Annotated in this window: 22 protein-coding genes; 14 read left to right on the top strand and 8 right to left on the bottom strand. The window is 60.9% G+C overall.

The genetic code is table 11. The features are described 5' to 3' along the window. Nucleotides 1-29 precede the first annotated feature (29 nt). On the bottom strand, nucleotides 30-4,040 hold the full coding sequence (locus HCZ23_RS04375; RefSeq protein ID WP_167600493.1) for an efflux RND transporter permease subunit: 4,011 nt from the start codon (nucleotides 4,038-4,040) through the stop codon (nucleotides 30-32). Next, nucleotides 4,037-5,191, bottom strand: a complete 1,155-nt coding sequence (locus HCZ23_RS04370; RefSeq protein WP_167600492.1) for an efflux RND transporter periplasmic adaptor subunit — start codon at nucleotides 5,189-5,191, stop codon at nucleotides 4,037-4,039. Before HCZ23_RS04370 ends, HCZ23_RS04375 begins: the two co-directional genes overlap by 4 nt. Here HCZ23_RS04370 and HCZ23_RS04365 point away from each other — a divergent pair. The 4 genes from HCZ23_RS04365 (at nucleotide 5,175) to der (ending at nucleotide 9,254) form a co-directional block, all read left to right on the top strand. Then, nucleotides 5,175-5,528: a hypothetical protein gene (locus HCZ23_RS04365; protein WP_167600491.1), complete on the top strand. Its 354-nt coding sequence runs from the start codon at nucleotides 5,175-5,177 to the stop codon at nucleotides 5,526-5,528. The two genes, HCZ23_RS04370 and HCZ23_RS04365, sit on opposite strands and share 17 nt — an antisense overlap. 75 nt (nucleotides 5,529-5,603) lie before the next feature. Further along, nucleotides 5,604-6,257 carry a hypothetical protein gene (locus HCZ23_RS04360; protein WP_167600490.1) on the top strand — a complete coding sequence of 218 codons (654 nt, stop codon included), beginning with the start codon at nucleotides 5,604-5,606 and terminating at the stop codon, nucleotides 6,255-6,257. A 56-nt stretch (nucleotides 6,258-6,313) separates the two neighbouring features. Then, on the top strand, nucleotides 6,314-7,645 hold the full coding sequence (locus HCZ23_RS04355) for a PQQ-like beta-propeller repeat protein (RefSeq protein ID WP_167600489.1): 1,332 nt from the start codon (nucleotides 6,314-6,316) through the stop codon (nucleotides 7,643-7,645). Between the two features lie 91 nt (nucleotides 7,646-7,736). Then, on the top strand, nucleotides 7,737-9,254 hold the full coding sequence (gene der / locus HCZ23_RS04350; protein WP_167600488.1) for a ribosome biogenesis GTPase Der: 1,518 nt from the start codon (nucleotides 7,737-7,739) through the stop codon (nucleotides 9,252-9,254). A 90-nt stretch (nucleotides 9,255-9,344) separates the two neighbouring features. On the opposite strand, the gene HCZ23_RS04345 is transcribed toward der, so the two are convergent. The 3 genes from HCZ23_RS04345 to HCZ23_RS04335 form a co-directional block, all read right to left on the bottom strand. After that, nucleotides 9,345-9,704 carry a hypothetical protein gene (locus HCZ23_RS04345; RefSeq protein WP_167600487.1) on the bottom strand — a complete coding sequence of 120 codons (360 nt, stop codon included), beginning with the start codon at nucleotides 9,702-9,704 and terminating at the stop codon, nucleotides 9,345-9,347. Between the two features lie 66 nt (nucleotides 9,705-9,770). Next, nucleotides 9,771-10,601, bottom strand: coding sequence for an exodeoxyribonuclease III (xth, locus tag HCZ23_RS04340; protein WP_167600486.1), 831 nt, complete (start codon nucleotides 10,599-10,601; stop codon nucleotides 9,771-9,773). A gap of 93 nt (nucleotides 10,602-10,694) precedes the next feature. Further along, the gene (locus HCZ23_RS04335) at nucleotides 10,695-11,891 is read right to left on the bottom strand and encodes an NAD(P)/FAD-dependent oxidoreductase (RefSeq protein WP_167600485.1); all 1,197 of its coding nucleotides are present in this window, start codon (nucleotides 11,889-11,891) and stop codon (nucleotides 10,695-10,697) included. 206 nt (nucleotides 11,892-12,097) lie between these two features. Between HCZ23_RS04335 and HCZ23_RS04330 the strand changes: the two genes are divergently transcribed. After that, complete coding sequence (locus HCZ23_RS04330; RefSeq protein WP_167600484.1) at nucleotides 12,098-13,177, top strand: Hint domain-containing protein; 1,080 nt, start codon at nucleotides 12,098-12,100, stop codon at nucleotides 13,175-13,177. Nucleotides 13,178-13,240: 63 nt separating this feature from the next. Here the strand turns inward: HCZ23_RS04330 and HCZ23_RS04325 are convergent, their stop codons facing one another. Both HCZ23_RS04325 and HCZ23_RS04320 read right to left on the bottom strand, forming a co-directional pair. Further along, the gene (locus HCZ23_RS04325; protein ID WP_167600483.1) at nucleotides 13,241-13,585 is read right to left on the bottom strand and encodes a hypothetical protein; all 345 of its coding nucleotides are present in this window, start codon (nucleotides 13,583-13,585) and stop codon (nucleotides 13,241-13,243) included. 215 nt (nucleotides 13,586-13,800) lie between these two features. Beyond that, a complete protein-coding gene (locus HCZ23_RS04320) occupies nucleotides 13,801-14,133 on the bottom strand; it encodes an iron-sulfur cluster assembly accessory protein (RefSeq protein WP_167600482.1) in 333 nt (110 codons plus the stop codon). Nucleotides 14,134-14,288: 155 nt separating this feature from the next. On the opposite strand from HCZ23_RS04320, the gene HCZ23_RS04315 reads away from it, so the two are divergent. From HCZ23_RS04315 to HCZ23_RS04275, 9 genes are all read left to right on the top strand, one after another. Further along, nucleotides 14,289-15,461 (top strand): deoxyguanosinetriphosphate triphosphohydrolase, encoded by a 1,173-nt coding sequence (locus HCZ23_RS04315; protein ID WP_167600481.1) that lies wholly within the window; start codon nucleotides 14,289-14,291, stop codon nucleotides 15,459-15,461. A 46-nt stretch (nucleotides 15,462-15,507) separates the two neighbouring features. Continuing rightward, complete coding sequence (locus HCZ23_RS04310; RefSeq protein WP_167600480.1) at nucleotides 15,508-17,448, top strand: sodium:proton antiporter; 1,941 nt, start codon at nucleotides 15,508-15,510, stop codon at nucleotides 17,446-17,448. 73 nt (nucleotides 17,449-17,521) lie between these two features. Continuing rightward, nucleotides 17,522-19,240, top strand: a complete 1,719-nt coding sequence (argS, locus tag HCZ23_RS04305; protein ID WP_167600479.1) for an arginine--tRNA ligase — start codon at nucleotides 17,522-17,524, stop codon at nucleotides 19,238-19,240. Between the two features lie 141 nt (nucleotides 19,241-19,381). Continuing rightward, nucleotides 19,382-20,629, top strand: a complete 1,248-nt coding sequence (locus tag HCZ23_RS04300) for an SPOR domain-containing protein (RefSeq protein WP_167600478.1) — start codon at nucleotides 19,382-19,384, stop codon at nucleotides 20,627-20,629. A 4-nt stretch (nucleotides 20,630-20,633) separates the two neighbouring features. Continuing rightward, nucleotides 20,634-21,623, top strand: coding sequence for a glycoside hydrolase family 3 protein (locus tag HCZ23_RS04295; RefSeq protein WP_167600477.1), 990 nt, complete (start codon nucleotides 20,634-20,636; stop codon nucleotides 21,621-21,623). A gap of 22 nt (nucleotides 21,624-21,645) precedes the next feature. Further along, a complete protein-coding gene (locus tag HCZ23_RS04290) occupies nucleotides 21,646-22,437 on the top strand; it encodes a ScpA family protein (protein WP_167600476.1) in 792 nt (263 codons plus the stop codon). A gap of 1 nt (nucleotide 22,438) precedes the next feature. After that, a complete protein-coding gene (scpB, locus tag HCZ23_RS04285; protein WP_167600475.1) occupies nucleotides 22,439-23,083 on the top strand; it encodes an SMC-Scp complex subunit ScpB in 645 nt (214 codons plus the stop codon). A gap of 127 nt (nucleotides 23,084-23,210) precedes the next feature. Continuing rightward, nucleotides 23,211-23,468, top strand: coding sequence for a hypothetical protein (locus HCZ23_RS04280; protein ID WP_167600474.1), 258 nt, complete (start codon nucleotides 23,211-23,213; stop codon nucleotides 23,466-23,468). A gap of 351 nt (nucleotides 23,469-23,819) precedes the next feature. Next, a complete protein-coding gene (locus tag HCZ23_RS04275; protein ID WP_167600473.1) occupies nucleotides 23,820-25,247 on the top strand; it encodes a GGDEF domain-containing protein in 1,428 nt (475 codons plus the stop codon). A 25-nt stretch (nucleotides 25,248-25,272) separates the two neighbouring features. Here the strand turns inward: HCZ23_RS04275 and HCZ23_RS04270 are convergent, their stop codons facing one another. After that, nucleotides 25,273-26,355, bottom strand: coding sequence for a 2'-deoxycytidine 5'-triphosphate deaminase (locus HCZ23_RS04270; protein ID WP_167600472.1), 1,083 nt, complete (start codon nucleotides 26,353-26,355; stop codon nucleotides 25,273-25,275). Nucleotides 26,356-26,392 lie beyond the last annotated feature (37 nt).

Here is a 26,392-nt window from a genome sequence, read left to right as displayed (position 1 = left end):
TGGTTGAGTGTCGCAGGCGTGGCGCGCGCTCACTCCGCGGCCTCAGTCCCGCCTTTGCCTTTTCGCATATGTCCCGTCTCCGGGTGTTCTGGCTCCACTTCGATCACGCTTTCTGGCGTTGCCGGGGGCTGTTCGATCGGGCGCTGTTTCGGCGCGGTTTGGGACACGCGGGTGGCCTCAAACGTGTCGGGCGCGGCCCAGCCTTGCGCGCCTGTGCTCCAAACGAATTCCGGGTTTTTGGCCCGTTTGGCCTCGCGGCGCAGGCGGTAGTCTTCGGCTGAGCGGCTTTGGCGCCCCATCTGGGTCATCAGTCGCATCCACACATGGTGCAGGATGTCCCAGAACCAGACCCGAAGAGCCAGCATCGCAGGCGTGAAAACCAGCGTAAGGACGGTGGCGATGCCGAGGCCAAAGACCACGGCGGTGGCCAAGTTGGTCCAGAACTGCGCGGTGGGCGAGTTGATCGTGTAGCCGCCATTGATGAAGTCGAGCGACAGGCCGAACATCATCGGCGTCAGGCCCGCCATGGTGGTGATCGTGGTCAGAAGCACTGGTCGGATGCGGTCTTCGGCGGTGCGCACGATGGCCTCGATCCGGGGCATGTAGCGGGCATATTCCTGATAGGTATCAATGAGAACGATGTTGTTGTTCACCACGATCCCCGCAAGTGCCACGACGCCCGTGCCGGTCATGATCATGCCGAATGTCATATCCATCACCAAAAGCCCGATCAGCACACCCGCCGTGGACATCACCACGGCTATGAGCACCAGCACCGAGTTGTAGAAGCTGTTGAACTGAGCGAGTAGGATGATGAACATCAGCGCGAGAGCAGCGCCAAAGGCCTTGAGGAGGAAAGCGCCGGTTTCCTTTTGCTCTTCGTCGTCGCCGGTCCACTCCCAAGCCACACCTTGGGGCAGGGGATTTTCACCTTCCAACCATTCGGTCAGGGTCTCGATCCGTTCGGTGGGCGTGATCGGTTTCTCCGAGACAGTGATCGCCTCACCGTCAGCAAATGCGCTGTCCTTTAGAAGTTGATCGAAATCCTGCTGGGCATAGTCGCCCTCGACGAAGAAATACTCCGGTTTAGCATCCCATTTCAGAAGTCCAAACAGCAGAGAAACCTTGTTTCGGACAATGAAATTATAGGGGGCGTCGTCGTCGATCTGATCCTGTGACAGCTTATAGCCAAGACCGATTTGATGCGGCTGGTCGGATCGTTCCGTTTCTTCGTTCTCTGCGGCTTCGTCTTCCGTTTGCTCTTGTTCTGAGCGTGCGAGTTCGAGAAGCGACATGTCCTCAGGCACATCCACCGCCGCTTTCACATCGTAATAGCGTTGTTGATCGACGCGGCTGATCGAGGCGAGTTTTGCCACAGGTTCGCGGGTGATGAAATTCGACAGCGGCACCAGCCCGTCCATGGTGCGCACTTTCAACGTGTCCAGGGTCGAGAGCACGCGGTACTCCTCGGGCAGGCGGACGCGGATGTCGATTTCCTCGTCTGAGCTGTCGACGCGCATGGTGTCGAGGGTGATGCCTCGGGTGACAAGCTGGATCATCCCGCCGACAGTGGCCACATCCGCGCCAAAGCGCCCGGCCTTCTCGACGTCCACGTCGATCTGCCAGTCGATGCCGGGGAGCGGCCTTGTGTCTTCGATGTCGGCGAGCGCTTCGGTCGCCTCGAATTTGGTGCGCACGATCTCGGTTGCCTCTTCCAAAAGGGCGAAATCGTCGGATTTGAGCCGCAGATGCACAGGTTTCGCCGAGGCAGGCCCCATCGCGAGATTCATCGTTTCGGTCTGAATACCGGGCAGTTTGGCCAGTTTCGCCTCGATCTGATCGAGCACGTAATTGCCGTCATATTCGGGGCGCACATGGGTGTCCTCGAAGAACAGAAAACCGTCCTTGGTCTCCGTCGGGCGATCTTCCCAAGGGATCAGCTCGACCTGAATTTGCCCGATGGTGTCACGCGGCGCGGAACCGCCGCCGGTGTTAGAATTGAGGCCGCCGTCACCCGCAAAGACGAAAGCATTGTCGACGCCGGGTTGCGCAAGCACGATGTCCTCGGCCTGCCGCACCAGCGCGTCTTTTTCCATGAGCGACAGGTTGCCGCGCGCTTTGACGTAGATGATCGCCTGTTCCGGCTCCGTGGCGGCGAAGAATTCGATGCCTTTGTTGTTCTTGCCGTAATAGCCAAAGACGGAGACGACGGCGAAGATCACCGCCAGAATGGTCACGACCGGCATCACCGGGTTGCCCGCGATGAAATGGGTGAAATGGCCGAAGGGCGAGCGTTTGTAACCTGCGTCGACCTTTTTGCGTTTGCGCTCGATCCGGGCGGCAGAGAGCGTGATGCCGGTGAAGGCGGAGCCTGCGAGGAACAGAAGGGCACCGAGGGCCACGGGCCAAAAGCCATCCGGGTCTGAAAGAAGATAGCTCGGGTTCATCAGCTGCATCAGCCCGAGGAAGACCATATAGGCGGAGGGGACGACCAAGACGGCGCGGAGCCAATAGGGCGTGGTGGCGCGCAGGCCGCTTGAGGCATGTTCAAAAGCGCGCGCGATGCGGCCCGAGACACCGCCCATGACCGGAAGGTAGATCAGCGCCACGATGAGGGAGGCGGAGAGCACGAAAATGATCGTGACCGGCAGCATCCCCATGAATTCGCCCGCCACACCGGGCCAGAACAGCATCGGCAGAAAGGCGCAAAGCGTGGTGGCGGTCGACGACACGATGGGCCAGAACATGCGTTTCGCGGCCTCGACAAAGGCGGCCATGGGGCCGGTGCCTTCTTCCATCTTGCGGTCGGCATATTCTACGACGACGATGGCCCCGTCGACCAGCATGCCGACGGCGAGGATCAACCCGAACATGACGATGTTCGAGATGGTGATGTCCATCAGTCCCAAAAGGATGAAGCACAACAGAAACGAGGTCGGGATCGCGAAACCGACCAACAAGGACGAGCGAATGCCCAAAGAGGCCAGGACCACGATCATCACAAGCGCAATGGCGGTCAGCACCGAGCCTTCGAGCTGGCTCACCATCGAAGACACCTGCCGCGACTGATCGTTCGAGGTGCCGACCACGATGGCCTGCCGGAGCGGTTCGGGCCAGGTGGCAAATTCGGCCTCGACCTCTTGTTTCACCGTCTCCACCGTGTCGATGATCGGGAAGCCTTTGCGTTTCACGACCTGAAGCGCCACGGTGTTTTCGCCGTTGAACCGCGCTGTGCCGGTCCGATCCTCGAAGGTCAGGCGGATGTCGGCGAGATCGCCCAGCGTCACCACGCGGTCGCCGTTCACCTTCACCGGAAGCTCCATGACATCGCGCTGATCGTTGAAAGAGGCGGGGATTTTGACGGAGAATGTGCCTTGATCCGTCTCGACCTCACCGGCGGCGACCAATTGGTTGTTGCTGGTCACCACATTGATCAGCTCGGCGGCGGTGACATTGTAGCTTTCCAACCGCAGCGGGTCGATTTCGACCTCCAGCATCTCGTCACGGTGGCCGGTGAGCTGCGCCTCCAAGACGGGCTCCAGGCCTTCGAGACGGTCCTGCATCTGTTTGGCGTATTGCACCAGAGTGCGCTCGGGCACCGGGCCGGTGAGGTTGACGATCAGGATCGGGAATTCTGAAAAATTGACCTCGGCGATGGTGTAACTATCGGCGCCTTCCGGGAATTCCGCCTCGACGCGGCCCATGCGGTCCCGCACATCGGCGATGATTTTGGTCTTGTCCCAGCCGAACTCGAACTCCAACCAGATGCCCGCATAATTCTCCGAGGCGGTCGCCGACATGGTGTCGAGCCCGTCGAGATCGGAGAGCTCCGTCTCCATCGGTTTGACCAAGAGCTTCTCGGAATCCTCCGCGGAAATGCCGGGGAAGGGCACGGAGACATAAAGCCCGGGGATTTCAATGTCCGGCTCGCCTTCTTTCGGCAGGCTGACATAGGCATAAGCGCCCGCGATCAAGGTCAGCGCCACAAAGGCGAGGATCATCCGGGCGCGCTCGCCCGCCCAATCGACGAGGCCGGTCATTGGCTGATCTCCCCGGAGGTCTCACCGGAGGTTTCTGCGTCAGGTGTCTCTGTTTCATCGCCAAAATGCGGATCGACCAGCACACCCGCGCGGACAAATTCCTGCCCGACGGTGATGATGTCGGCACGCTCGGGCAAACCCGCGACCCAGATGCCTTCACGCGTGTCGCGCAGCACGGTGATGGGCGCGAATTCGACACGGTTCTCAGGCCCGACAAGTCGCAGGCCAATGCGACCCTCGTCATCCAAAGTGAGCGCAGATTGCGCCACGAGATGCGCCTCAACGCCCGCAGCGGCGATGGCGATCTCAACCGTCTGGCCGTCGCGAATGGCAAAATCGGGATTCGGCACTTCGATCTCGACGCGGAAGGTGCGGGTGGCCGGATCGGCGGAGCGCGACAGAAAGGTCACCTGACCCGTCACCGTATCGCCGGTGAGCAGCCGCGCGCCCGCCATGGCGCCCAGCTCGATCTTGGTCACATCGCTCTCGGAGGCGTAGCCCACCAGTTTGATCGGATCGAGTTGGATCACGGTCGCGCAGGGGCTGCCCGCGGACAGGAATGTCCCAAGCTCCGCCGTGTCGCTTTCCAACAGCCCCGCAAAGGGCGCTTTGATCGAGATGTTTTCAATATCGCGTTCCACCTGCGCGACAGCGGCGCGGGCGCTCTCAACACCGGCCTCCGCCGAAAGGATCTGCGTCTCTGAGGCATAGCCGCCGGACGCCAGTTTGCGCGCATTGGCCAGCGCCACCTCGGCCTCGGACAGTGCCGCGCGTGCTTGTGCCAGGCTCGAATCACGCGTCCCCCGGTCGATCTGGCACAGCTCCTGACCCGCCGTGATCGTCACGCCTTTGCGCAGCGGCGCGTTGATCACGCGGCCTGTGGTTTCCGCCGTGACATCGACGCTGCGCGCGGCTTCGGTTTCGCCGCGCAACACGACGCCGGTCTCAAGCGACTGCGCGGTCGAGTGCTCTGCGACCACGGAGACGGCGGTGTCGCCCGCAGTGGCTTTCTCTGCGGGCGGCGCGAAGTCTTCGCTGATTTCTGCCGTTTCTGTCTCTGCGGGTGCGCCGGTCAGGCGGTCGCGTTCAAAGATGAACAGGTACAGGCCCACGGTCACGAGCAGGGCGATGAGGATGGAAACGATACGCATGGTGGTCTGTTCCTGTACTTCAGTCTTGCGGCGGTCTTTTGATCTGGTCTCTCATCATACGGTCGGGCCGAGACGATGGATCAAGCTTATCACGCTTTCAAGAGTTAATGGCTTTAACATTGCGGCCAAGATGGGGAAGCTCCGCGACATTCACAAGATCGTGTCGCGCTTTTTTCTCTGCATTTCGTGGATTTTTACTGCGGCAGAGGGACGCTGGGGCGTATTTGCAGAGTGGGGGTTGGCCGCCATCTCTGTTTTCGCACAGCGCACTGTCCACACCGTGAGCGGCACGCAGATGAAAGGCCGGGTCTTGGCAATCTGGCGAAGATCGGGGTAAGAGGGGGCACGAGTTTAAAAAGCGAGATGACTCTCAGATGCGGTAAAGCGCATGGGGTCAGGGCAGGGGGCAGACGTGAGCCAAAGCGATACCTTTATCGAGGAAGTGACCGAAGAGGTCCGCCGCGACAAATTCTATGGCTTTCTGAAGACATACGGCTGGATTGGAATCGTCGCCGTGCTGGCCCTCGTTGGGGGCGCGGCTTTCAACGAATATTCCAAGGCCCAGGCGCGCGCGCAGGCCGAGGCCACGGGCGACGCGTTGACCGCAGCTCTCGGCCAAGAGACCGACGCGGCCCGCGCCGAAGCTTTGGGGCAGGTCACCGCCGAGGGCGACGCTCGCGTGATCGCGGCCATGCTGCGCGCAGGAGAATTGCATGCGGCAGGCGACGCCAAGGCGGCGCTTACCGTGCTGGCGCCTCTGATGGCCGACGATATGCTGGCGCCGGTGTACCGCGATCTGGCCGTGCTGAAATCCGCCATGATCGGCGCGGGGGAAATCGCGCCAGAAGACCGCGTGACGCAACTGGCCGCCATCGCCAGCCCCGGCGCGCCTTACCGGTTGTTGGCCGAGGAACAAATCGCCGCCGCCCAAGTTGAAATGGGCGAGGTTCAGGCCGCGATCGAGGGCTATCGGGCCATCTCGCAGGATGCTGAGGCAAGTAATGCCTTGCGTCGGCGCGCGGCACAGATGATTGTGGCCCTCGGGGCCGATCCTGCGGCTGAATAAGTGTAGTCTGCATGCAAGAGATGCGTCGGGATCGTGTTAAGAAAGGGAGTGCGGGTATGATCGGTCGATCTGGCAAAGCGGGGCTGTTCGTAGCGATGCTGGCGCTCACCGCCTGTGGTGCGGGGCGTGAAGAGATTCTCTCTGGTCCGCGTGTCGATCTGCGCGATGGCTCACCGCTGGCCAATGCCGACACAGGCCCGGTGCAGAACCGCAGCGTGGCGATTTCTTTGGGTCAACAAGTGTCGCGCGCTGCCTGGACCATGACCGGCGCCGGGCGGATGCACGCCTCAGGCCATAACGCTTTTACCTCCGGCACGCCGACACTCGCCTGGACCTCAGACATCGGTCAGGGCAAGACCCGCAAAACCCGCCTGACGGTTGATCCGGTCGCCGCCCAAGGCATCGTCGTGGCGATGGATGCCGAAGCGCGTCTGACCGCCGTCTCCGCCAGCACAGGCGGCACGGTCTGGTCCGTCGATCTGACCCCTGCGGGCGAAAAAGCCGGCAAGGTCTTTGGCGGCGCTTTGGCGATCTCCGGCAACGTGATCTATGCCACCACCGGTTACGGCGATCTCGTGGCGCTCGATCTGAAATCTGGCGGCGAGATCTGGCGCCAACGCCTCGATTCCGTGGGTGCGGCGGGTCTGACGGGCTATGACGGTCTGGCCTATGTCACCGCTGGCAACGGCACAGCCTGGGCGGTTCAGACCTCTGACGGGCGTGTCAAATGGCAGATCACCGGCCCCGAATCCGTGACCTCGCGCGTGGGTGCCGTCTCGCCCGCCGTTTCCGACAAATTCGCGATCCTGCCCTTTGCCTCGGGCGATCTTTACGGCGTGTTCCGGCAAGGCGGCATCCGCTACTGGACCGCCTCTCTGGCCGGTCAGCGCAAGGGCGTGGTCTATGCCAACGTCTCAGACATCACCTCGGACCCGGTGGTGGTGGGCAATACCTTTTACGTCGGCAATCAGGCCGGGCGCTATGCGGCGTTCAACCTCGAGACCGGCACGCGGCTCTGGACGGCGGATGAGGGCGCCTATAGCCCGGCCTCTATCGTCGGCGGCTCTGTCTTCATCGTCACGGATCGCAACGAGCTGGTGCGGCTTTCGGCCTCAACGGGCGCGCGCATCTGGGGCGTGCAACTGCCGTATTTCACCACCGACAAGGTGCGCAAACGCAAGACTGTCTTTGCCCATTACGGCCCGGTCGCTGCGGGTGGCAAAATGTGGGTCGCCTCTGACGATGGCGTGTTGCGCGGCTTTGATCCGGCCTCTGGCGCGCTGGTGTCCACGGTGACGCTCCCGAAAGGGGCCGCGTCCGATCCGATCGTCGTCGGCGGTGTGATGTATCTTCTGCTCGAAGACGGCTCTCTGGCCGCTCTGCACTAAAGCGTTTTTCGAGACGCGTATGAAATCTCTTTGACGAGCGGCCCCGAACAGGTGTATCGGGGCCGCTTGACACTTGTTTTGGAGCCCGTCCATGTCCTTTTCGCTTGCCCTTGTCGGTCGTCCCAATGTGGGCAAATCGACCCTGTTCAACCGCCTCGTCGGGCGGCGGCTGGCTTTGGTCGATGACCAGCCGGGCGTGACGCGCGACCTGCGGGAGGGCGAGGCGAAGCTTGGCGATCTTCGGTTCACCGTGATCGACACGGCGGGGTTGGAAGAAGCCACCGACGAGAGCCTTCAGGGGCGGATGCGCAAGCTCACCGAACGTGCGGTCGATATGGCGGACGTATGTTTGTTCATGGTGGACGGGCGCGCAGGCGTTCTGCCCGCCGATGAGGTCTTTGCCGAGATCCTGCGCAAACGCGCCAAACATGTGATCTTGGCGGTGAACAAGGCCGAGGGGCAGGCGGGCGAGAGCGGGTTTCTTGAGGCCTATGGTTTGGGCATTGGCGAGCCTTTGCGGCTCTCGGCTGAACATGGCGAGGGCATGCCGGATTTGTACGACGCGCTCAAACCGCTGGCGGAAGAGTTCGACATTCGCTCGGCTGAAGAGCAACCCGAGGTCGATGTCGAGCTGACCGAGGAAGAGCAGGAGCTGGGCGAGGGCGAAGACATCGGCGGCGCATCGCGCGATTTCACGCTGGACAAACCGCTGCAAATCGCCGTCGTGGGCCGCCCGAATGCCGGAAAATCCACGCTGATCAACAAGCTCTTGGGCGAAGATCGTCTTTTGACCGGCCCCGAGGCCGGGATCACCCGCGACTCGATCTCCGTGACCATGACGTGGAACGGCACGCCGGTGCGCGTGTTCGACACGGCGGGGATGCGAAAAAAGGCCAAGGTGCAGGAAAAGCTTGAAAAGCTCTCCGTCGCCGATGGTCTGCGCGCGGTGAAATTCGCTGAGGTCGTGGTCGTCCTGCTTGATGTTTCGATCCCCTTCGAGCAACAGGACCTGCGCATTGCCGATCTCGCGGAGCGCGAGGGCCGTGCCGTGGTGATCGCGGTCAACAAATGGGACGAGGAAAAGGACAAATCCAACAAAGCGAAAGAGCTGCGTGAAGAGTTCGCGCGTCTCCTGCCGCAGCTCCGCGGTGCGCAACTGGTGACCGTGTCGGCGATGACCGGCAAGAACCTCGATAAACTGCAAGAAGCCATCCTGAACGCGCATGCGATCTGGAACCGCCGCGTGTCGACCTCGCGTCTCAATTCCTGGCTCGGCGCCATGACCACGGCCCACCCGCCGCCTGCGCCAGGCGGTCGTCGGATCAAGCTGCGGTACATGACCCAGGTGAAAGCCCGCCCGCCGCAATTCGTGGTGATGTGTTCGCATCCCGACGAGTTGAACGACAGCTATAAACGCTATCTGATCAACGGCTTGCGCGAAGATTTTGATATGCCGGGGACGCCGATCCGGCTGTTCTTCCGCTCTCAGGCGGACAAGAACCCCTATAAGAACAAGACGAAATCGACGCCCTCGCGGCTGCGCAAACACTTGGGCAAAGACCGCGCGGATGCGCCGAAGGTGAAGAAACAGCGGCCTCCGAAGCGGTGAGGCTGCTTATCACCGCATTGAAAAAGGCACCCGAAGGTTATCCTTCGGGTGCCTTTTCTGGTCTTGCGCCTTTTTCGGCCCGAGCGGTCGTCAGCGCTTACACTTAAGCCACATGCTGATGATCGGAAGTTTCGTGCCGTCCGGCTGCGTCGAGAAACCGGGTTCGCCCTCGGCTTTGATGGAAATGCCGTTAAATTCCTGATCGACGCAGATGTTTCCTATGCGGCGGATAACTTCGGGCTCTGACACAAGTTTCGGATTGTAAGTGACATGGAACGTCGAGAGACGCCCGTTATTTTCCATCGGGAACAGCAGCTCAATCCCCTGTTGATCCGCTGGTTCAAGAAGCACGTCCTTGATTTTCTGACGGCGGTCCGCAGCCGCTTGCGGGTCAACGGAACAGGCAGACAATGTGGCGATCATGGCCATGCCGATAAAAAAGTGCTTCATAAAGCGCCCCCTTTGAAATCAAATTTTTGGCTATTCAAAATTCGCTGGGGCTATGGTTAACGTAGTTCAGAGGTCGAGATCAACCCAGATCGGAACGTGATCGGACGGCTTGTCTTTGGCGCGGGTGTAAGCGTCGATCTGACAGTCGGTCAAAAGATCGGCGGCCTGCGGCGACAAAAGGAAATGGTCGATGCGGATGCCGTCGTTTTTCTGAAACGCGCCTGCTTGATAATCCCAGAACGTATAGGTGTCCGGCGCGCCATTGCGCACACGGAGCGCATCCGTCAGGCCGAGGTTCATGAGTTTGCGGAACTTGGCGCGGCTCTCAGGGCGGAACAGCGCGTCCTCTTTCCAGGCCTCCGGGCGTTTCGCATCCTCAGGCTGCGGGATCAGGTTGTAATCGCCCGCCATGAGGAAGGGCTGTTCTTCGGCCAGCAACTCTTGCGCGCGGGCCGTCAGCCGGTCGAACCATTTGAGTTTGAAGTCATATTTCGAACCGGGCACAGGCGCGCCATCGCCGTCCAGATCAACCGGATTGCCATTCGGGAGGTAGAGCCCACAGATGCGGATCGCGCCCTTGTCGCCGACCACCGTGGCCTCGATGTAACGCGCCTCTTCATCGTCGGCCCCGTCGCGGCCCGCGCCTTCGGCGCCGGTGAGGCCGCGAGTGACATCTTCGAGCGGCAGTTTCGACAGGAGAGCAACGCCGTTGAACGACTTTTGGCCATGGGTTTCAACGTTGTAGCCCATGTCTTCGAAAATCTCGCGGGGGAAGTTTTCGTCCACGGATTTGATCTCTTGAAGGATCGCCACATCCGGCTCGGCCTCTTTCAGCCAGTCTTGCAGGGCATTCACCCGCGCCTTGATGCCGTTGATGTTGAAGCTGGCGATTTTCATGACGGCTCTCCTTGGTTTGCCTCTTTTTAGGGGGCGAGTGGGGCGAGGGAAAGGGGATGTTGGCAGAAGGCCGACAAAGCTTTGATGTGGGCGTCAGACTTTGGCCGCAATCGCCCGGCCCGCCGCCGCGGCCGAGGCCCAGGCCCATTGGAAATTATAGCCCCCGAGCCAGCCGGTGACATCGACCACTTCGCCGATGAAATAAAGGCCCGGCACAGATTTGACCTCCATGGTTTTTGACGACAGCTCATTGGTGTCGACGCCGCCCAAGGTGACTTCGGCGGTGCGGTAGCCTTCGGAGCCGGTGGGTTTCAAAGTCAGCCCATGGAGCTGATCGGCGAGTGCGCGCAGCGCCTTGTCGGAGTGATCGGCGAGGTTTCCCTTTAGCTGAAATTTCTCCGCCAGTGCCGTCGCGAGTTTGGTGGGGAAGAGCGTCGCAAGGGCGGTTTGCATCTGGCGTCGGCCATTTTGTGCGCGCTCGGATTTCAGCGCTTCAAAGGCATCTTGTCCGGGCAAAAGATCGACGGTGATCGCGTCACCTTCGCGCCAGTAATTCGACACTTGCAGCACCGAAGGCCCGGAAAGACCGCGATGGGTGAACAAAAGCGCCTCGTCAAAAGAGGTGCCATTCGCCGTCACGCGGGCGTCCAAAGCCGTGCCCGCGAGCGGTGCGATCCAGTCGAGCTCATGCGGGGCAAACGTCAGGGGCACGAGGCCGGGGCGGGTGTCGAGAAGCGTGAGGCTGAACTGCTCGGCGATCTGATAACCTATGCCGGTGGCGCCCATTTTCGGGATCGACTTGCCGCCGGAGGCGACGACGAGGGTGCGGCATTGAACCGGGGCACCATTCAGGGTGACGATGAAATGAGTTCCGTCGTGGCGGATGTCGCCCACCTCTGTGGACAGGCGGATCTCTGCGCCTCGTGCCTCGGCCAACAGCATGTCGATGATCGCGGCGGATTTGCCGTCACAGAACAGTTGGCCCAGCCCTTTCTCAGGATTTTTCTCATGCCAGGTGATGCCATGTGTGGCCAGAAGGTCGATGAAATCCCATTGCGTGTAACGCGCCAGAGCCGATTTCATGAAATGTGGATTGGCGGAGAGGTAGTTTTGCGCCTCGGCGTAGAGATTGGTGAAATTGCACCGCCCTCCGCCGGAAATGCGGACCTTGTCGGCGGGGCGTTTGGCGTGATCGACGACCAACACGGAGCCGCCTCGCTCGGTGGCGAATTTCGCGCAAAACAGCCCGGCAGCGCCCGCGCCCAAGATGATCGTGTCAAACTGTTCCATGGCCCGGTTTGAGCAGGGTGGCGTAGGTATTGCAAGCCTGAGTCTTGCTGTATCGCGGCACAGACCGCGCGACATGTCTTTTCGGTTTCCTGCACAGTCGGGGCGGCTTTAGGCCCAATTTAACTTTGTTGTGGTTTCTAAGAGGGCGAGGATCGCGTGTGGGTCGCGCGAAACAAGATCGTCTTGGCGGAAGGGGCGCGTGTGTTATGACTGTGGTTGCGGTCTGGGATTTACAGAATGTGTCCGTGACGGGGACGCCCTTTGCGTCAAATGCCACGGCCGATAGTCACGATGTCGGGACGTTTCTGACCATCAACGGCCCGCCCATTGTGGTCGATGTCTCCGATGATGATGGGTATTTTGAGGACGCGGACGGGTCGCAAACCGCCTCTGAGATGACCCTGGGCGGAGTGACCTATGCGGCCGGTTCAGAGGCCGAGAACGAATATTCCTATGTTTTGCGGCCGGTTGGCGGCGCGACAGACGGCTCCGATGATATTATCGTCTATGCCTTTGAGGTCGAAGGCGATGTCATGGGCATCGCCGCGACGGATCGGCTTGTGCCTGGTGTCACCTATGAAATCATGGCCGAGGACAGTAACGATCCGTCTGTTGCCTATAGTGCGCTCTATGTCTGTTTCGCGGCGGGGCAACGCATTGCCACGCCAGAGGGCGCATGCCGGGTGGAGGCGCTGCGTGCCGGTGATCCGGTGTGGACACAGAATGGGGCGCAGCCGCTGATATGGGCGGGCCAGTCCCATGTTCCTGCCATGGGGGCACAGGCCGCGATTCAGTTCGGCCCCAAGGCCTGTCGGGCCCTTGGGTTTGCCTCGAAAGGCATTCGGGTCAGCCCGCAACACCGTATGATCTGGCCGAGTTCGGATAGGCTGGCGGAAAGTCGACTTGTGCCTGCGCGAGCCTTCCTTGGCTGGCAAGATGTGACCCGCTGTCCGAAGCAGAGACAGCACTATGTGCATCTTATGCTGGACCATCACGCGTTGCTGGAGGTGGAAGGCGTCTGGAGTGAAAGTTTCAACCCGGGGCCGCAGGCGCTTCGCGCGCTCGCGCCCGCGGACCGCCTGCTTTTGATGGCCCGCTATCCGTCGGTCACCACCTCTCGTGTCTTTAAAGATGTCTGTCCGGTTGAAAAGGTCGGGTCTTTTCGACGGCGTCTCGGGCTTGCGCCGCTTGCTGGTGGTTATGACCTTGAGCCGCTTTCTGGCGGCCATGACAGAGTGCGCCGGTCGGAGAATGTGCTGCGTGTTGCTCTCGGCGCGCGGCAATAGAAAGAAAAGGCCCCCGAAACGGGAGCCTTTCTCTCGACTGTGGGAGGGACAGTCTATCGTATCTTAGTTGTCGTTCACTTCGGCACTCGCAGCAGGCGTGGTGGTGTCGCCGGTGTAGAGCACGGTCAGCACATCTTTCAGGGCAGGTGTGCGAAAGTCGATGCGCACGTCGGTGTTCGCGCCCGCTTTCACCGGCGCGGAGCCGAGCACTTTGCCTTCGACACCGTCACGGGCGTCGTAAGCGTAGATCACACCGGCGCTGTCGGCGCGCACCAACTCAAGGGTCACGCCGGAGTTCGTGTTTTGGGCGTAACCGGGTTTGATGTAATTGGTGCCTGCGAAGGCGGCGGAGCCTGCGAGGGTGACAACAGCAGCGGCGAGAACGGTTTTAACGGAATGTTTGGTCATGAGTATCGGTCCTTTTGCGTGAGAGAGCGACAGGAATGCTCTCTTCTTGCCACCTCATATGGTGCTTTCGGGCGGGACGGGTAGTCCGTGAAACTTCACAAGGCTGTGTGCATGAAATAACATCACGAAGTGTTTATCTGTGCGAATATAGGTGCAGACGTCAAAAAGGAGGCCAAAAGGCCTCCGTCTTTTGGATGTTTGAGAGAGCGGGCCTCTTACATCGAAAAGGACACGCCGCAGCCGCAGGCCGAGGTCGCGTTCGGATTGTCGATCACGAACCGTGCGCCGATCAACTCTTCGGTGAAATCGATCGTCGCGTTTTCGAGAAATGGCAGGGACACAGGGTCGATCACCACCGTGCCGCCATCGCCTGCCAGAACCACGTCGTCTTCGGCAGGCGCGTCCAGCGTGATGTCATATTGAAACCCCGAACAGCCGCCGCCCTCGACCGCCACACGCAGCGCCTTGTCCTCGCCGGTCGCGGCGTTGATTTCCGCCAGACGCGCATATGCGCGAGAGGTCACTTTCGGGGGCAGGGTGAGGGCCATGATGTCGATCCCGGGGGTTCAGACTGAAAAAACAGTCCTTTATTGCGAAAAAGCGACGTCATCTGTTTGTCGCGGGTCTCTGAGCACAATATAGTTGTGGAAAACTCAGGCGACAAGGTGGGGTGCTGTCAGCCCCGCTGTGGAAAAGAGAACAGATGTTAAAACCCTACGCAAGCCAGCCCAATGAGACGCGGGGCCGTCTCTATCCCGAGGAACTGTCGACATTCCGCTCGCCCTTTCAACGCGACCGCGACCGGATCATCCACTCCTCGGCCTTTCGCCGGCTGAAACACAAGACGCAGGTCTTCGTCGAACACGAGGGCGATTACTACCGGACGCGGTTGACCCATTCGATCGAGGTGGCGCAGGTGGCGCGCACCATGGCGGGGGCTTTGGGGCTGAACGAAGGTCTGGCGGAGGCCATCGCTCTGGCGCATGATCTGGGCCATTCGCCTTTCGGGCACACCGGGGAGGATGCGCTTGAGCTGTTGATGGAGCCTTACGGGGGCTTCGATCACAACGCGCAGGCGCTTCGGATCGTGACCAAACTGGAAAAGCATTACGCGACCTTCGATGGGCTGAACCTGACCTGGGAGAGCCTTGAGGGCATCGCCAAACACAACGGGCCCATCGTGGGCCCCAACGCCGACAAAAAGAAACACCCCGACGATGCGCCGTTGCCCTATGCGCTCAAGGAGGTGAACGATCTCTTCGATCTGGAACTGCACACCTTTGCCTCCGCCGAGGCGCAGGTGGCGGCGATTGCCGATGATGTGGCCTACAACCACCACGACCTGCACGACGGGCTGCGCGCCGGGCTGTTCACCGCCGAGGACCTGATGGAACTGCCTCTGACGGGACCGGCCTACGAAGAAGTTGACCGGCTGTACCCCGGACTTGAGCGCAACCGGCGCGATCACGAGGCTCTGCGGCGGATTTTCGGCTATATGGTCGAGGATGTGCTGACCATCGCCACCAACCGGTTGGAGGCCGCCAAACCCGAAACGGCGCAGGACATTCGCGATATGGACCGGACGATCATTCGCTTCTCAAAGCCGTTCTTCCAAAACCTCAAAGCGATTAAATCCTTTTTGTTCAAACGGATGTATCGCGCCCCTTCGGTGGTCAAGGAACGCAAGCGCGTCACCCAAATGGTCAACACGCTCTTCCCGCTGTTCACGGAAAAACCCGAGCTTTTGCCCGCCGAATGGCGCCACGAGGTCGAGGCGGCGCAGTCGGAAACCGAGCTGGCGCGGATCGTGCTTGATTATGTCGCGGGCATGACCGACCGTTTCGCCATTCAGGAATTTGAACGACTTTGCGCCTGATGCGTTAGGGTGAGTTGAGTATTTAAAGCACAAAGGAAACGGCGACATGGCCACAGAACAACTGACGGGTCTGGGACCGGTCGAGGCCTTTGCCCTTGTGGGTGTGCTGGGTGTTGGCTCGCAGTGGCTCGCGTGGCGGCTGAAACTGCCTGCGATTGTGCTGATGCTGGCGGCGGGGCTTTTGGTCGGGCCAGCACTGGGCGTGCTTGAGCCGCAGCGTGACATCGGCGAGCTGGTACAGCCTTTGATTTCACTTGCGGTTGCGGTGATCCTGTTCGAAGGCGGGCTGACACTCGATCTCCACAAACTGGGCGACGCACGCAAAGGCGTGACGCGGCTGGTGCTGATCGGGGCGCCTTTGGGGTGGTTCCTGTCGTCGGCGGCGCTGCATTGGGGCGCGGGGCTTGGCTGGGAGGCTTCGGCGGTCTTTGGCGGCATCATGGTGGTGACCGGGCCAACGGTGATCGCGCCACTTCTGCGTCAGGCCAAATTGCAAAAACGCCCCGCGAACCTGTTGCAATGGGAGGCCATCGTCAACGACCCTGTGGGGGCGCTCGCGGCCGTTCTGGCGTTCGAATTCGTGCTTGTGGGCCGCGAGGCGGAGAGCTTTCCCGATGCGGTGATGCAATTGGCGCTCGGCATTGCCATCGCCATGGCCGTGGGCATCGCCTCAGGCGCCGCGATTTCCTACACGTTCCGCCGCGCGTTTGTGCCGGAATATATGAAGGTGCCGGTGCTCTTCGCGACGCTTTTGGCGACCTTTGCTTTCCCGAACATGATGTTGCACGAAAGCGGGCTTTTGGCGGTCACCGTCATGGGGTTGATCATCGCCAATGCCGATCTGCCGTCCTTCGAAGAGCTGCGGCGCTTCAAGGAACATGCCACGATCCTCTTGGTCTCCGGTGTCTTCATTCTCTTGGCGTCGTCGATGGATTTCGCCTCTTTGGGGCAACTCACCTGGCGCGCCGGTCTGTTCGTGGCCTTGGTGATCTTTGTGGCGCGGCCTTTGACGGTGTTGATTTCGCTCATCGGCACGGGGCTGCCACGCAATGAGAAACTGTTGATCGCATTGACCGGCCCGCGCGGCGTGGTTTTGGTGGCCGTTGCCGGTCTCTTTGGTGAACGTCTGGCCGCCAATGGGGTCACGGATGGTGCCGTTGTCGGGCCTTTGGCCTTTGTGCTGGTGCTGGTCACGGTGGTGTTGCACGGCTTCACGCTGGCGCCAATGGCGCGCGCGCTGGGGCTGGCGGCGACAGGCAAGCCCGGGGTGTTGATCCTTGGCGGCTCGCGGTTCACCACGGCGCTGGCTGAGGCGTTGAAGCGCGAAGAGGTGCCGGTCCTGATCGCCGATCCCAACCACGCGCGTCTGGTGCGCCCGCGGGCGGCGGGTCTGCCGGTGTTTTACGGCGATATTCTGGGTGAGGCGGCGGAGGACAGCCTTGAGGTGCTGTCCTTTGAGACACTGATCGCGGCGACGGAGAATGACGCCTATAACACGCTCGTGGCCACCGATTTCGGATCGGAATTCGGGCGGGATCAGGTCTGGCAACTGGCCCGTGTCAAAGGCGAGCGTGCACGCCATGCATTGCCCACGCAACTGGGAGGGCGACCTTTTGGCGGCGGCAAGACTTACGGCGAGCTGGACGATCTGATGCGGCAGGGCTGGAAACTGTCGGTCACGCCGCTCTCTGAGGACTACGGGTTCGATCAGTGGAAAGAGGACCGGCCCAATGCGATGCTTTTGGGGCGGATGGGCACCGATGGCGTGTTCAAACGTTTCCTGCCCGAAGATGCCGAGCTTCTGTTCCCGGGCCGCGCCGAGGCAGCGATCAAGGACCTGCCCGAGGACCAGCGTGAAAGTGCGCGTGAGGCCTTGAAGCGGCGGCGCACAGAGTTGCGGGTCAACACGGCGCGCGGGCGGATGTCGCCGGGGGTGAAGCTTGTCTCGCTTGTGCCGCCGGAGGCGGAAAGCGCAAAGGCCGGCTAACCCCGCCCATTGAAGCCGTTGACGTGGCGCGCCCGCGTGGTAAACCCGCGCTGGACTTATAAAGAGAGAGACCATGAACCTGTTCGCCGATATCCGTGCCCTTGTGATCGACAGCCTTGAGGCTCTGACCAAAGAGGGCGTTTTGCCCGAAGGTCTGGAGTTTGCCAATGTGGCCGTCGAGCCGCCGCGCGATCCGCTGCATGGAGATATGGCGACCAATGCCGCGATGGTTTTGGCGAAACCGGCCAAAATGAAGCCGCGCGACATTGCCGACAAATTGTCGGAGAAACTCTCGGCTGACGCGCGGATTACGTCCGTCGATGTGGCAGGGCCGGGGTTCATCAACCTGCGTCTCGATGAAAGCGTCTGGTCCGGTCTCGTGGAAACCGTGCTCTCCAGCGAGGGCTATGGCCGCTCGACCATGGGGGCCAAGGCCAAGATCAACGTCGAATATGTCTCCGCCAACCCGACCGGTCCGATGCATGTGGGGCACACGCGCGGCGCTGTGTTTGGCGATGCTTTGGCGTCTCTGTTGGATTTCGCGGGCTATGACGTGACGCGCGAATATTACATCAACGACGGCGGTGCGCAGGTCGATGTGCTGGCGCGCTCCGTGTTTGAACGCTACCGCGAGGCCAATGGTCTCAGCCCCGAGATTGCCGAGGGGCTGTACCCGGGCGATTACCTTGTGCCCGTGGGCGAGGCTCTGAAAGAGAAATATGGCGACAGCCTTTTGGATCAGCCCGAAGAGGTCTGGCTGGCCGATGTCCGCGTCTTTGCGACCGATGCGATGATGGCGATGATCCGCGAGGATCTGGCGCTTTTGGGCGTCGAGATGGACAAGTTCTTCTCGGAAAAATCGCTCTACAACACCGGCCTGATCGAAGCGGCGATTCAAGAGCTGAAAGACAAGGGCCTGATCTATCGCGGCACGCTTGAGCCGCCGAAGGGCAAGCTGCCCGAGGACTGGGAGCCGCGTGAGCAGACGCTGTTCAAATCCACCGAACATGGCGACGACGTCGACCGTCCGATCCAGAAATCCGACGGCGCATGGACCTATTTCGCCCCTGACATCGCCTATCACTACGATAAGGTGAAGCGCGGCTATGACGGCATCATCGACGTTTTCGGCGCCGACCATGGCGGCTATGTCAAACGGATGAAGGCGGCTGTCTCGGCGCTGTCCGATGGCAAGGTCGATTGCGACATCAAGCTCATTCAGTTGGTCAAGCTGTTCAAGAACGGCGAGCCGTTCAAAATGTCGAAACGGGCAGGGACGTTTGTGACCCTGCGCGATGTGGTCGAACAGGCGGGCAAGGATGTGACCCGCTTCATCATGCTCACCCGCAAAAACGACGCGCCGCTGGATTTCGATTTCGCGCGTGTGCTGGAACAGTCGAAAGACAACCCGGTGTTCTACGTGCAATACGCCCATGCGCGGGTCTCATCCGTGCTGCGCAAGGCAGAGGAGCAGGGGATCACGCTCTCCAACAGCCCCCGCTTCGACGACCCAGCCGAAATTGCCGTGGCGCGCAAGATCGCGGATTTCCCGCGTCAGGTGGAGATCGCCGCCAAAGGCCACGAGCCGCACCGGATTGCGTTCTACCTCTACGAACTGGCCTCCGACTTCCATGCGCTTTGGAACAAGGGCAACGACAATGAGGCGCTGCGCTTCTTGCAGGAGGATGCAGACGTGTCCGCGGCAAAAATTGCACTTCCGCGTGCCGTGGCCGTTGTGATTTCTGCCGGACTTGCTATCCTTGGCGTAACCCCGGCGAAAGAAATGCGTTGATCTTCAAGAGCTTCGCGCCAAACTGACCGGGACCCCCGGGAGGGGCCGCATCTGAAACGAGGGCAAAAGATCCTCACGCGGCCTCTCAAGAGCAGACGATAACCCGCAGAAAACAAGCGGGAAAAGAACGAGGCGAAGACTATGCAGGACGTTTATAACGGCCCCGGTTCCCCCTATGCGCAGGCGCAGGATCGCGGCTTCACTTCTCGTGAAAATCCCCGTGACTATCATTGGCAAAGACCCGAGCCGCAAGTCTCGCGGCAGGGCCATTATGGCGGTCACAGCCACCCCGGGCTGGCCGGCGCGCCGGATGCGGATCGGTTGTTTTCCAACGAGAATGTGCACTTTCCGCCACAGTCGGACCGCGCCGCGTCGCAAGATTACAGCCATATGGCACAGGGGTTCCAAGACCCGCGCGCCAGCTACGAGGCGGGACCCGCCTATGTCTACGACGCGCTCGGAACCCCCGACGGCGCAGCGGAGACGGAGGCTGCGGCCCGTCCGCATCTTGGTCCCGCGCAGATCGGCGGCGCACTCGTCTCTCTGGCGCTGATCCTGGGCCTCGGTATTTGGGGCTATAAGCTGATGGTGCGCGATGTGACCGGCGTGCCGGTTATCCGCGCGCTCGAAGGCTCGGCGCGGCTTTTGCCCGATGATCCGGGCGGCCAACTTGCGATGCATCAGGGCCTCGCGGTCAATTCCGTCACCGCCGATGGCTCTGCGGCGGCCCCTGCGGATCGCTATGTTCTGGCGCCTGCCACGGCCAGCCTGACAGATGAAGATCAACCGATGTCGGAGGTTCAGCCGGTGTTGTCGTCCTACGAGCCGTCGAATGATGCTTTCGCGTTGGAGGCCGCTCCTGAGGCGCTTGAGCAAGTCGCGGTGAACGAAGACCCGCTTGAGCTTCAAAGTGTCGAGGATCTGGCCGCCTCTGTCGAGGATATGGCGGAAGACATGGCCACAACCGATGTGATGATCTCGCCAATCCCGAAACCGCGTCCGGTGCGACTGGCCTCTCTGGCGCAATCCGCGACCACCTCCACGACACGCACGGATGCCGCGAGCCTCGATGGGGTTGCGGGCGATATTCTGGCTGCGATCGGTGGCGTGAATGAGATGACGCCCTCTGAGGTGCCCGCGGGATCGCGTCTGGTGCAATTCGGCGCGTTTCAGTCCGAAGACATCGCGCGCAGCGAATGGACCCGTCTCTCGGGCCGGTTCGAAGAGCTGATGGAGGGCAAAACCCGCGTGATCGAACAGGCGGAAAGCGGCGGTAAATCTTTTTACCGCCTGCGCGCCTATGGCTTTGCCGATGCGTCTGACGCCAACCGCTTCTGTGCCGCTTTGACCGCGATGAACGCGGCCTGTGTGCCGACCGTTCAGCGCTAAGGCGATGGGACTGGATCGAGGGCAGGGCGCTTACATTTTCGGGTGCGAAACTCTGACGCTGTCTCCCTCGGAGGCGGCGTTTTTCCGTGAGGCGCAGCCCTGGGGCTTTATCCTTTTCGCCCGCAATGTCGACACACCCGATCAACTGCGCGCACTGACCTCTGATCTGCGGGAGGCCGTTGGCTGGCATGCGCCGGTGCTGATCGACCAAGAGGGCGGCCGGGTGCAGCGGATGCGCGCGCCGCATTGGCGTGAATTCCTGCCGCCTTTGGATCAGGTCCTGACAGCAAAGGACCCCGACCGCGCTCTGTGGCTCAGGGGGCGGTTATTGGCCGAGGATTTGTTCCGCGCGGGCATCGACGTGAACTGTGTGCCCGGCCTCGATGTGGCCCGCGATGAGACCCATCCTTTCCTGAAAAACCGCTGTTTCTCCGAGGATCACGGCATGGTGGCTCGCATGGGCCGCGCCTTGGTCGAAGGCATGGCCGCAGGCGGCGTGTCGCCAGTGATGAAACATCTGCCCGGCCACGGGCGCGGCACGGTGGACAGCCATAAGGGCCTGCCACGCGTCACCGCTTCGCGCGCGGACCTGGCCGAGGATTTCGCCCCCTTCGAGGCGCTGAGCGATCTGTCGATGGGGATGAGCGCGCATATCATCCTCGATGCCATCGACCCTGAACGACCCGCCACGCAAAGCCCGAAAGCGATCCGGGTGATCCGCGACGAGATCGGCTTTGACGGGCTTTTGATGACCGACGACATTTCCATGGGCGCGCTTGCGGGCACCGTGTTGGAACGCGGCGAAACGGCGCTTGCGGCAGGCTGCGACATGGTTCTGCATTGCAATGGCGATCTCACGGAGATGCAGGAGATCGCACGGCTGGGAGAGATGTCGGAGGCGGCACAGGCCCGCGCAGACCGCGCCATTGCCCGCCGCCCGGCCTACACGCCCATTGACATCAATGCGCTGGCGGAAGAGTTTTCCAGAACGTAATTTCGCAACCCGAAGGCATCCGATGGCCGACAACGACCAATTCGATCTCAGCGATATTCTCAGCGTCGAGGACCGTCTCGCCGCTGAGGCTTTGATCGTGGATGTCGACGGTTTCGAGGGCCCTTTGGATTTGCTCCTGCAATTGTCGCGCACGCAGAAGGTCGATTTGATGAAAATCTCGATCCTGCATTTGGCGCAGCAATATCTGATCTTCGTCGAGAAGGCCAAGGAGCTTAGGATCGAACTGGCCGCCGACTATCTGGTGATGGCGGCTTGGCTGGCGTTCCTGAAATCGCGGCTTTTGTTGCCGCCCGATCCGACGGACGAGGGCCCCTCGGGCGAAGAACTGGCCGCGCATCTTGCCTTTCAGTTGCAGCGTTTGGAGGCGATGCGGGACGCGGCCGCCAAACTCATGGCGCGCGACCAGAAGGGCCGCGATTTTTTCGTGCGCGGCATCCCCGAAGAGGTCCAGCGCCTGCGCAATGTGACCTATACGGCGACGCTTTTGGACCTGATGCAGGCCTACGCACGGGTGCGGACGAAAGACGAATTTCGCCCCTTCGTGATGGACCGCGAGGCGATCCTGTCGATGGAACAGGCGCTGGAACGGATGCGGGGGCTCATTCCTTTCGCGGTGGACTGGGCGGATCTGTCGTCCTACCTGCCTGAGGGGTGGGAATTGGACCCCAAAAAACGGCGCTCGGCCACAGCGGCGACATTCGCGGCCTCTTTGGAGCTGGCGAAACAGGGCCAGATCGAATTGCGTCAGGGCGGCACCTTCGCGCCCATTCAGATCAAAGCGAGACGGAGATAACATGTCGGACGATCAGGCAGAGGTTGCACAAGAGGAAAGCCTGTTCGAGGCGCCGCCTTTGGCGGAGCAGGAGCGCATGGTCGAAGCGGTGCTTTTCGCCTCCGCCGATCCCGTGAGCCTCACCGATCTTGCCGCCCGGATGCCGCATGGCTGTGAACCGAAAGCGGCCTTGGAGCAATTGCAGAAACGCTACGAGGGGCGCGGCGTGCGGGTGGTGCGTGTGGGCGACAATTGGGCTTTGCGCACCGCGCCGGACCTTGGTTTTCTGATGCAAAAAGAAACGGTTGAGACGCGCAAGCTCAGCCGTGCGGCGATCGAGACGCTGGCGATCATCTCCTATCACCAACCCTGCACCCGCGCCGAGATCGAGGAAATCCGCGGCGTCTCCGTGTCGCGTGGCACCTTGGATCAGCTCATGGAGCTGGAATGGATCCGGTTCGGGCGCCGCCGCATGAGCCCCGGACGGCCCGTGACCTATGTGGTGACCGCGCAATTCCTCGACCACTTCGGGCTTGAGAGCGCGCGCGATCTGCCGGGGGTCAAGGAGCTGCGGGCCGCCGGTCTTTTGGAAAGCCGTCCGATGCCGGGGCTGGATGAGCGCGATGAAGAGGACGATCAGGACGATCTGTTTGAAGATGAATCCTGATCCTCACAGGAATTTGTGCCGCAGGTTTTCATCTTTGTGACGTGGAAAGGGCGCATTTCATTTTTATGTGGTATACACGTTAGGAAATGGCGCTCTGCGCACCACTCGAGCCAAAAGGCGATGCGACATGAATTTGGACAGACTGATCAATATGGTCATCAACCGCGTGATCCGCACCCTCGTGAACAAGGGGGTGAATGCCGGGATCGATGCAGGGTCTTCGGCACTGGCCAAGCGACGCAAACCCGGTGATGAGGCGGTGCTGACCGAAGAGGAGCAACGCCAGCAAACGAAAGATCAGGCCCGGATGGCCGCGCAGGGCAAGAAAGCCGCGAAAAATGCACGCCAATTCGCCCGTATGGGACGCCGCATTGGCAAGTTCTAACCGCCTTCCTTGATCTCAAACGCGACAAAGGTGAAGCTCGCCGGGCTCCTCGATACAGATGTGTCCGAGGCTTGGATGAGAAAACCAAAGCTCATGTTTTGAGAGCGATGGGCTTTTTTTGTTAAACTTTGCTCAATTCTTCAGTTTATTTTAATCGTTTCCCCCAACACTCCTTGAAAAATATGCCATAGAAGGCCGAATTGTCTATAAAACTACTGCGGCTGCGTTTGTTTTTCCGTTTGAAGGACAGGTGTATCCGCGTTGCGCCTGCCAAGGACGACATTGCCACGTTTTGAAAGGACGAGGAGGTCGGATCATGAGACGCCTGGAAGAGACCAAAGGAGAGAAACCGTGACAGCGCTGTCCGCCAGCATGGGGCACCGCGTGACGGCGTATCGGCCAGCGCTTTTTCTGTTGTATGTCCAATCCGTGTTGGCCCTCTCGGCTCTGTCGATTGCTCTTCTCATTGCTCTGAGCGAATTTTCCGGTCATGTTCCGATGGTGTTTCTCTCCAAAGGCAACGGACCACATCCACTCAGCATCCTTTCAATCTGCATCTTCAGCTTTGCCATTCTCCGGCGCAGCCCCTTTAAGGTGCAGACCTGGTGGCGGCGCGGGCTTTTCGCTCTGGTCCTGATGATCTGTGTCACCCGTTTGGCGGAAATTTTCCTCCTGAAATCCGCACCACTCTCGGGTCTCGCGATGACATTTTATCGCGATGCACCGTCGGTCGGGATCTCTATGGGCGCCAATACGGCGCTCTCTTTGGGGCTGTTCAGCCTCGGCGCCCTTATGCGGGGACGCGCCTCGACGGTGGCTTTCGTGGTGACGGTTCTGGGCCTTGTCCCTGTCAGCCATGCGATGTTTTCCTATTTCTTCGATATGCCGAGCGGCTACGGCGCGATGTCGCCCCCGACACTTGTTTTGCTCAGCCTCGCTGGGCTCTCGCAGCTTTTTGTCTTTTTTCGCACCCCGCTGTTACGGCCCTTTCTGAGTGAAACGCCTTGGGGGCGTATGGCACGCCGTCAGGCGACGGCTGCGACCGTGGGTGTGTTCTTTCTCGGCGTGGTGTTTCATGGTCCTGATGACACAGGGCTGGCTGGCGCGCTTCTCTCCGCTGTGTTCTGGCTGTCTCTTGTGATCCTTTTGGCGGCGGGTCCGATCTTTGAGCGGATTGAACGCGAACGGCGCGGCCTGTCACGCGAAATGCACAGGCAGGCGCGCCGGGACCCTCTGACCGGACTGTTGAACCGCCGCGCCGTGCGGGCCTATATCGACCAACACACGGTTGCCGACGGGCGCATGGAGACGGTCGGGGTGCTCTTGGCTGATATTGACCATTTCAAACGGGTGAACGATACGGTCGGCCATATGACCGGCGATGCTGTGCTCAGTGAGCTTGGTAAGAAACTGCAAAGCAAGTTGCGCCCCTCTGATCTTGTGGCGCGCTGGGGCGGTGAGGAGTTTCTCATCTTGCTGCCGGGCGCCAATCTTGAGCAAACCATGAATATGGCGCAGGTGCTGCGAGCGGCTGTCGCCTCTCATATCAGCTGGGAAAAGGATGGCCAGAGGGAGCCTGTGACCCTGTCGATCGGCGTGGCGATCTATACCGCCGATGGGACAGAAAGCCTTGAACAAGCGATCCAAAAGGCCGATACGGCGCTTTATGCCGCCAAGTCTCAGGGCCGCAACCGGGTGTTGTGTCACAACGCGCCCGGAAGTGGGGCACAGTCGAAAACGATTGCGGACTATCGACCGAAAGCCGCGGCGTTGCATTAAACACGGCTTTCTAAGAAGCTACGGATCAGCTGCGGAAATGTTTCGACAGCTTCAGGCCCTGACCCTGATAATTCGAGGCCAGATCAGCGCCATAAAGCCGATCCGGTCGGCTTTGCATCCGCTCATAGACCAGCCGCCCGACGATCTGACCGTGCTCAAGGACAAAGGGCGCCTCGTGACAGCGCACTTCCAAAACACCACGCGCACCCGCGCCGCCCGCATCGACATTGCCAAAGCCGGGATCGAAAAAGCCCGCGTAATGCACCCGGAATTCGCCCACCATGGCAAGGTAGGGCGCCATTTCGGCGGCGTAATCCGGCGGGATATGCACAGCTTCGCGGCTCACCAGAATGTAGAAGGCGCCGGGGTCGAGGATGATCTGACCGGTCTTGGAATAGATCGGCTCCCAATACTCCGCGGGGTCGTAATGCCCGATGTTGTCGAGATCAATCACGCCGGTGTGCGGCTTGGCCCGGTAGCCAACGAGATCGCTCTCTGCGGGTTCGAGATCGACAGAGAACCCAAGCCCCTGATCGATCACGGCGGGGCCGTCCACCAGCGGGCTGTCTTGATGAAGCGCGGTGAGTTCTTCGTCGCTCAGCTGCGCCTGACCGGCGCGAAACCGCACCTGATTGAGCCGCATCCCCGGACGCACCAGCACCGAAAAGGAGCGGGGGCAAATCTCGGCATAAAGCGGGCCGTCATACCCCGGTGCGATACGGTCGAATTCCACGCCTTCGTCGGTGATCAAGCGGGTCAACAAATCCAGCCGCCCGGTCGAGCTTTTGGCGTTGGCGACGGCCTGAATCCCCTCCGGCAGCGACAGGCTTTCCATCAAAGGCACGACATAGACGCAGCCTTTTTCGAGCACGGCCCCCTCGGACAGATCGATCTGATGCATTTCGAATTCTTCGAGGCGCTCTTTGACGCTCCGGCCAGCCCCCGCAAGAAACGAGGCGCGCACCCGCCAGGCGCGGGTGCCCAGACGAAGGTCCAAAGAGGCGGGTTGGACTTGTGCGTCGATCACCTCCGGGGCGGCGGTAATCTCGCCGCGCGTCAGCATCTCGCGAATGGCATGATCCGCCAATACACCCAGCTCTACACCCATTTTCGTCCCTCCACCCCTCTTTCAGGCTTGTTCTACC

Source organism: Celeribacter sp. HF31, assembly GCF_011806455.1.
In the GTDB taxonomy this organism is placed as follows: Bacteria; Pseudomonadota; Alphaproteobacteria; order Rhodobacterales; family Rhodobacteraceae; genus Celeribacter.
This window is presented reverse-complemented; position numbering and strand designations above follow the sequence as displayed.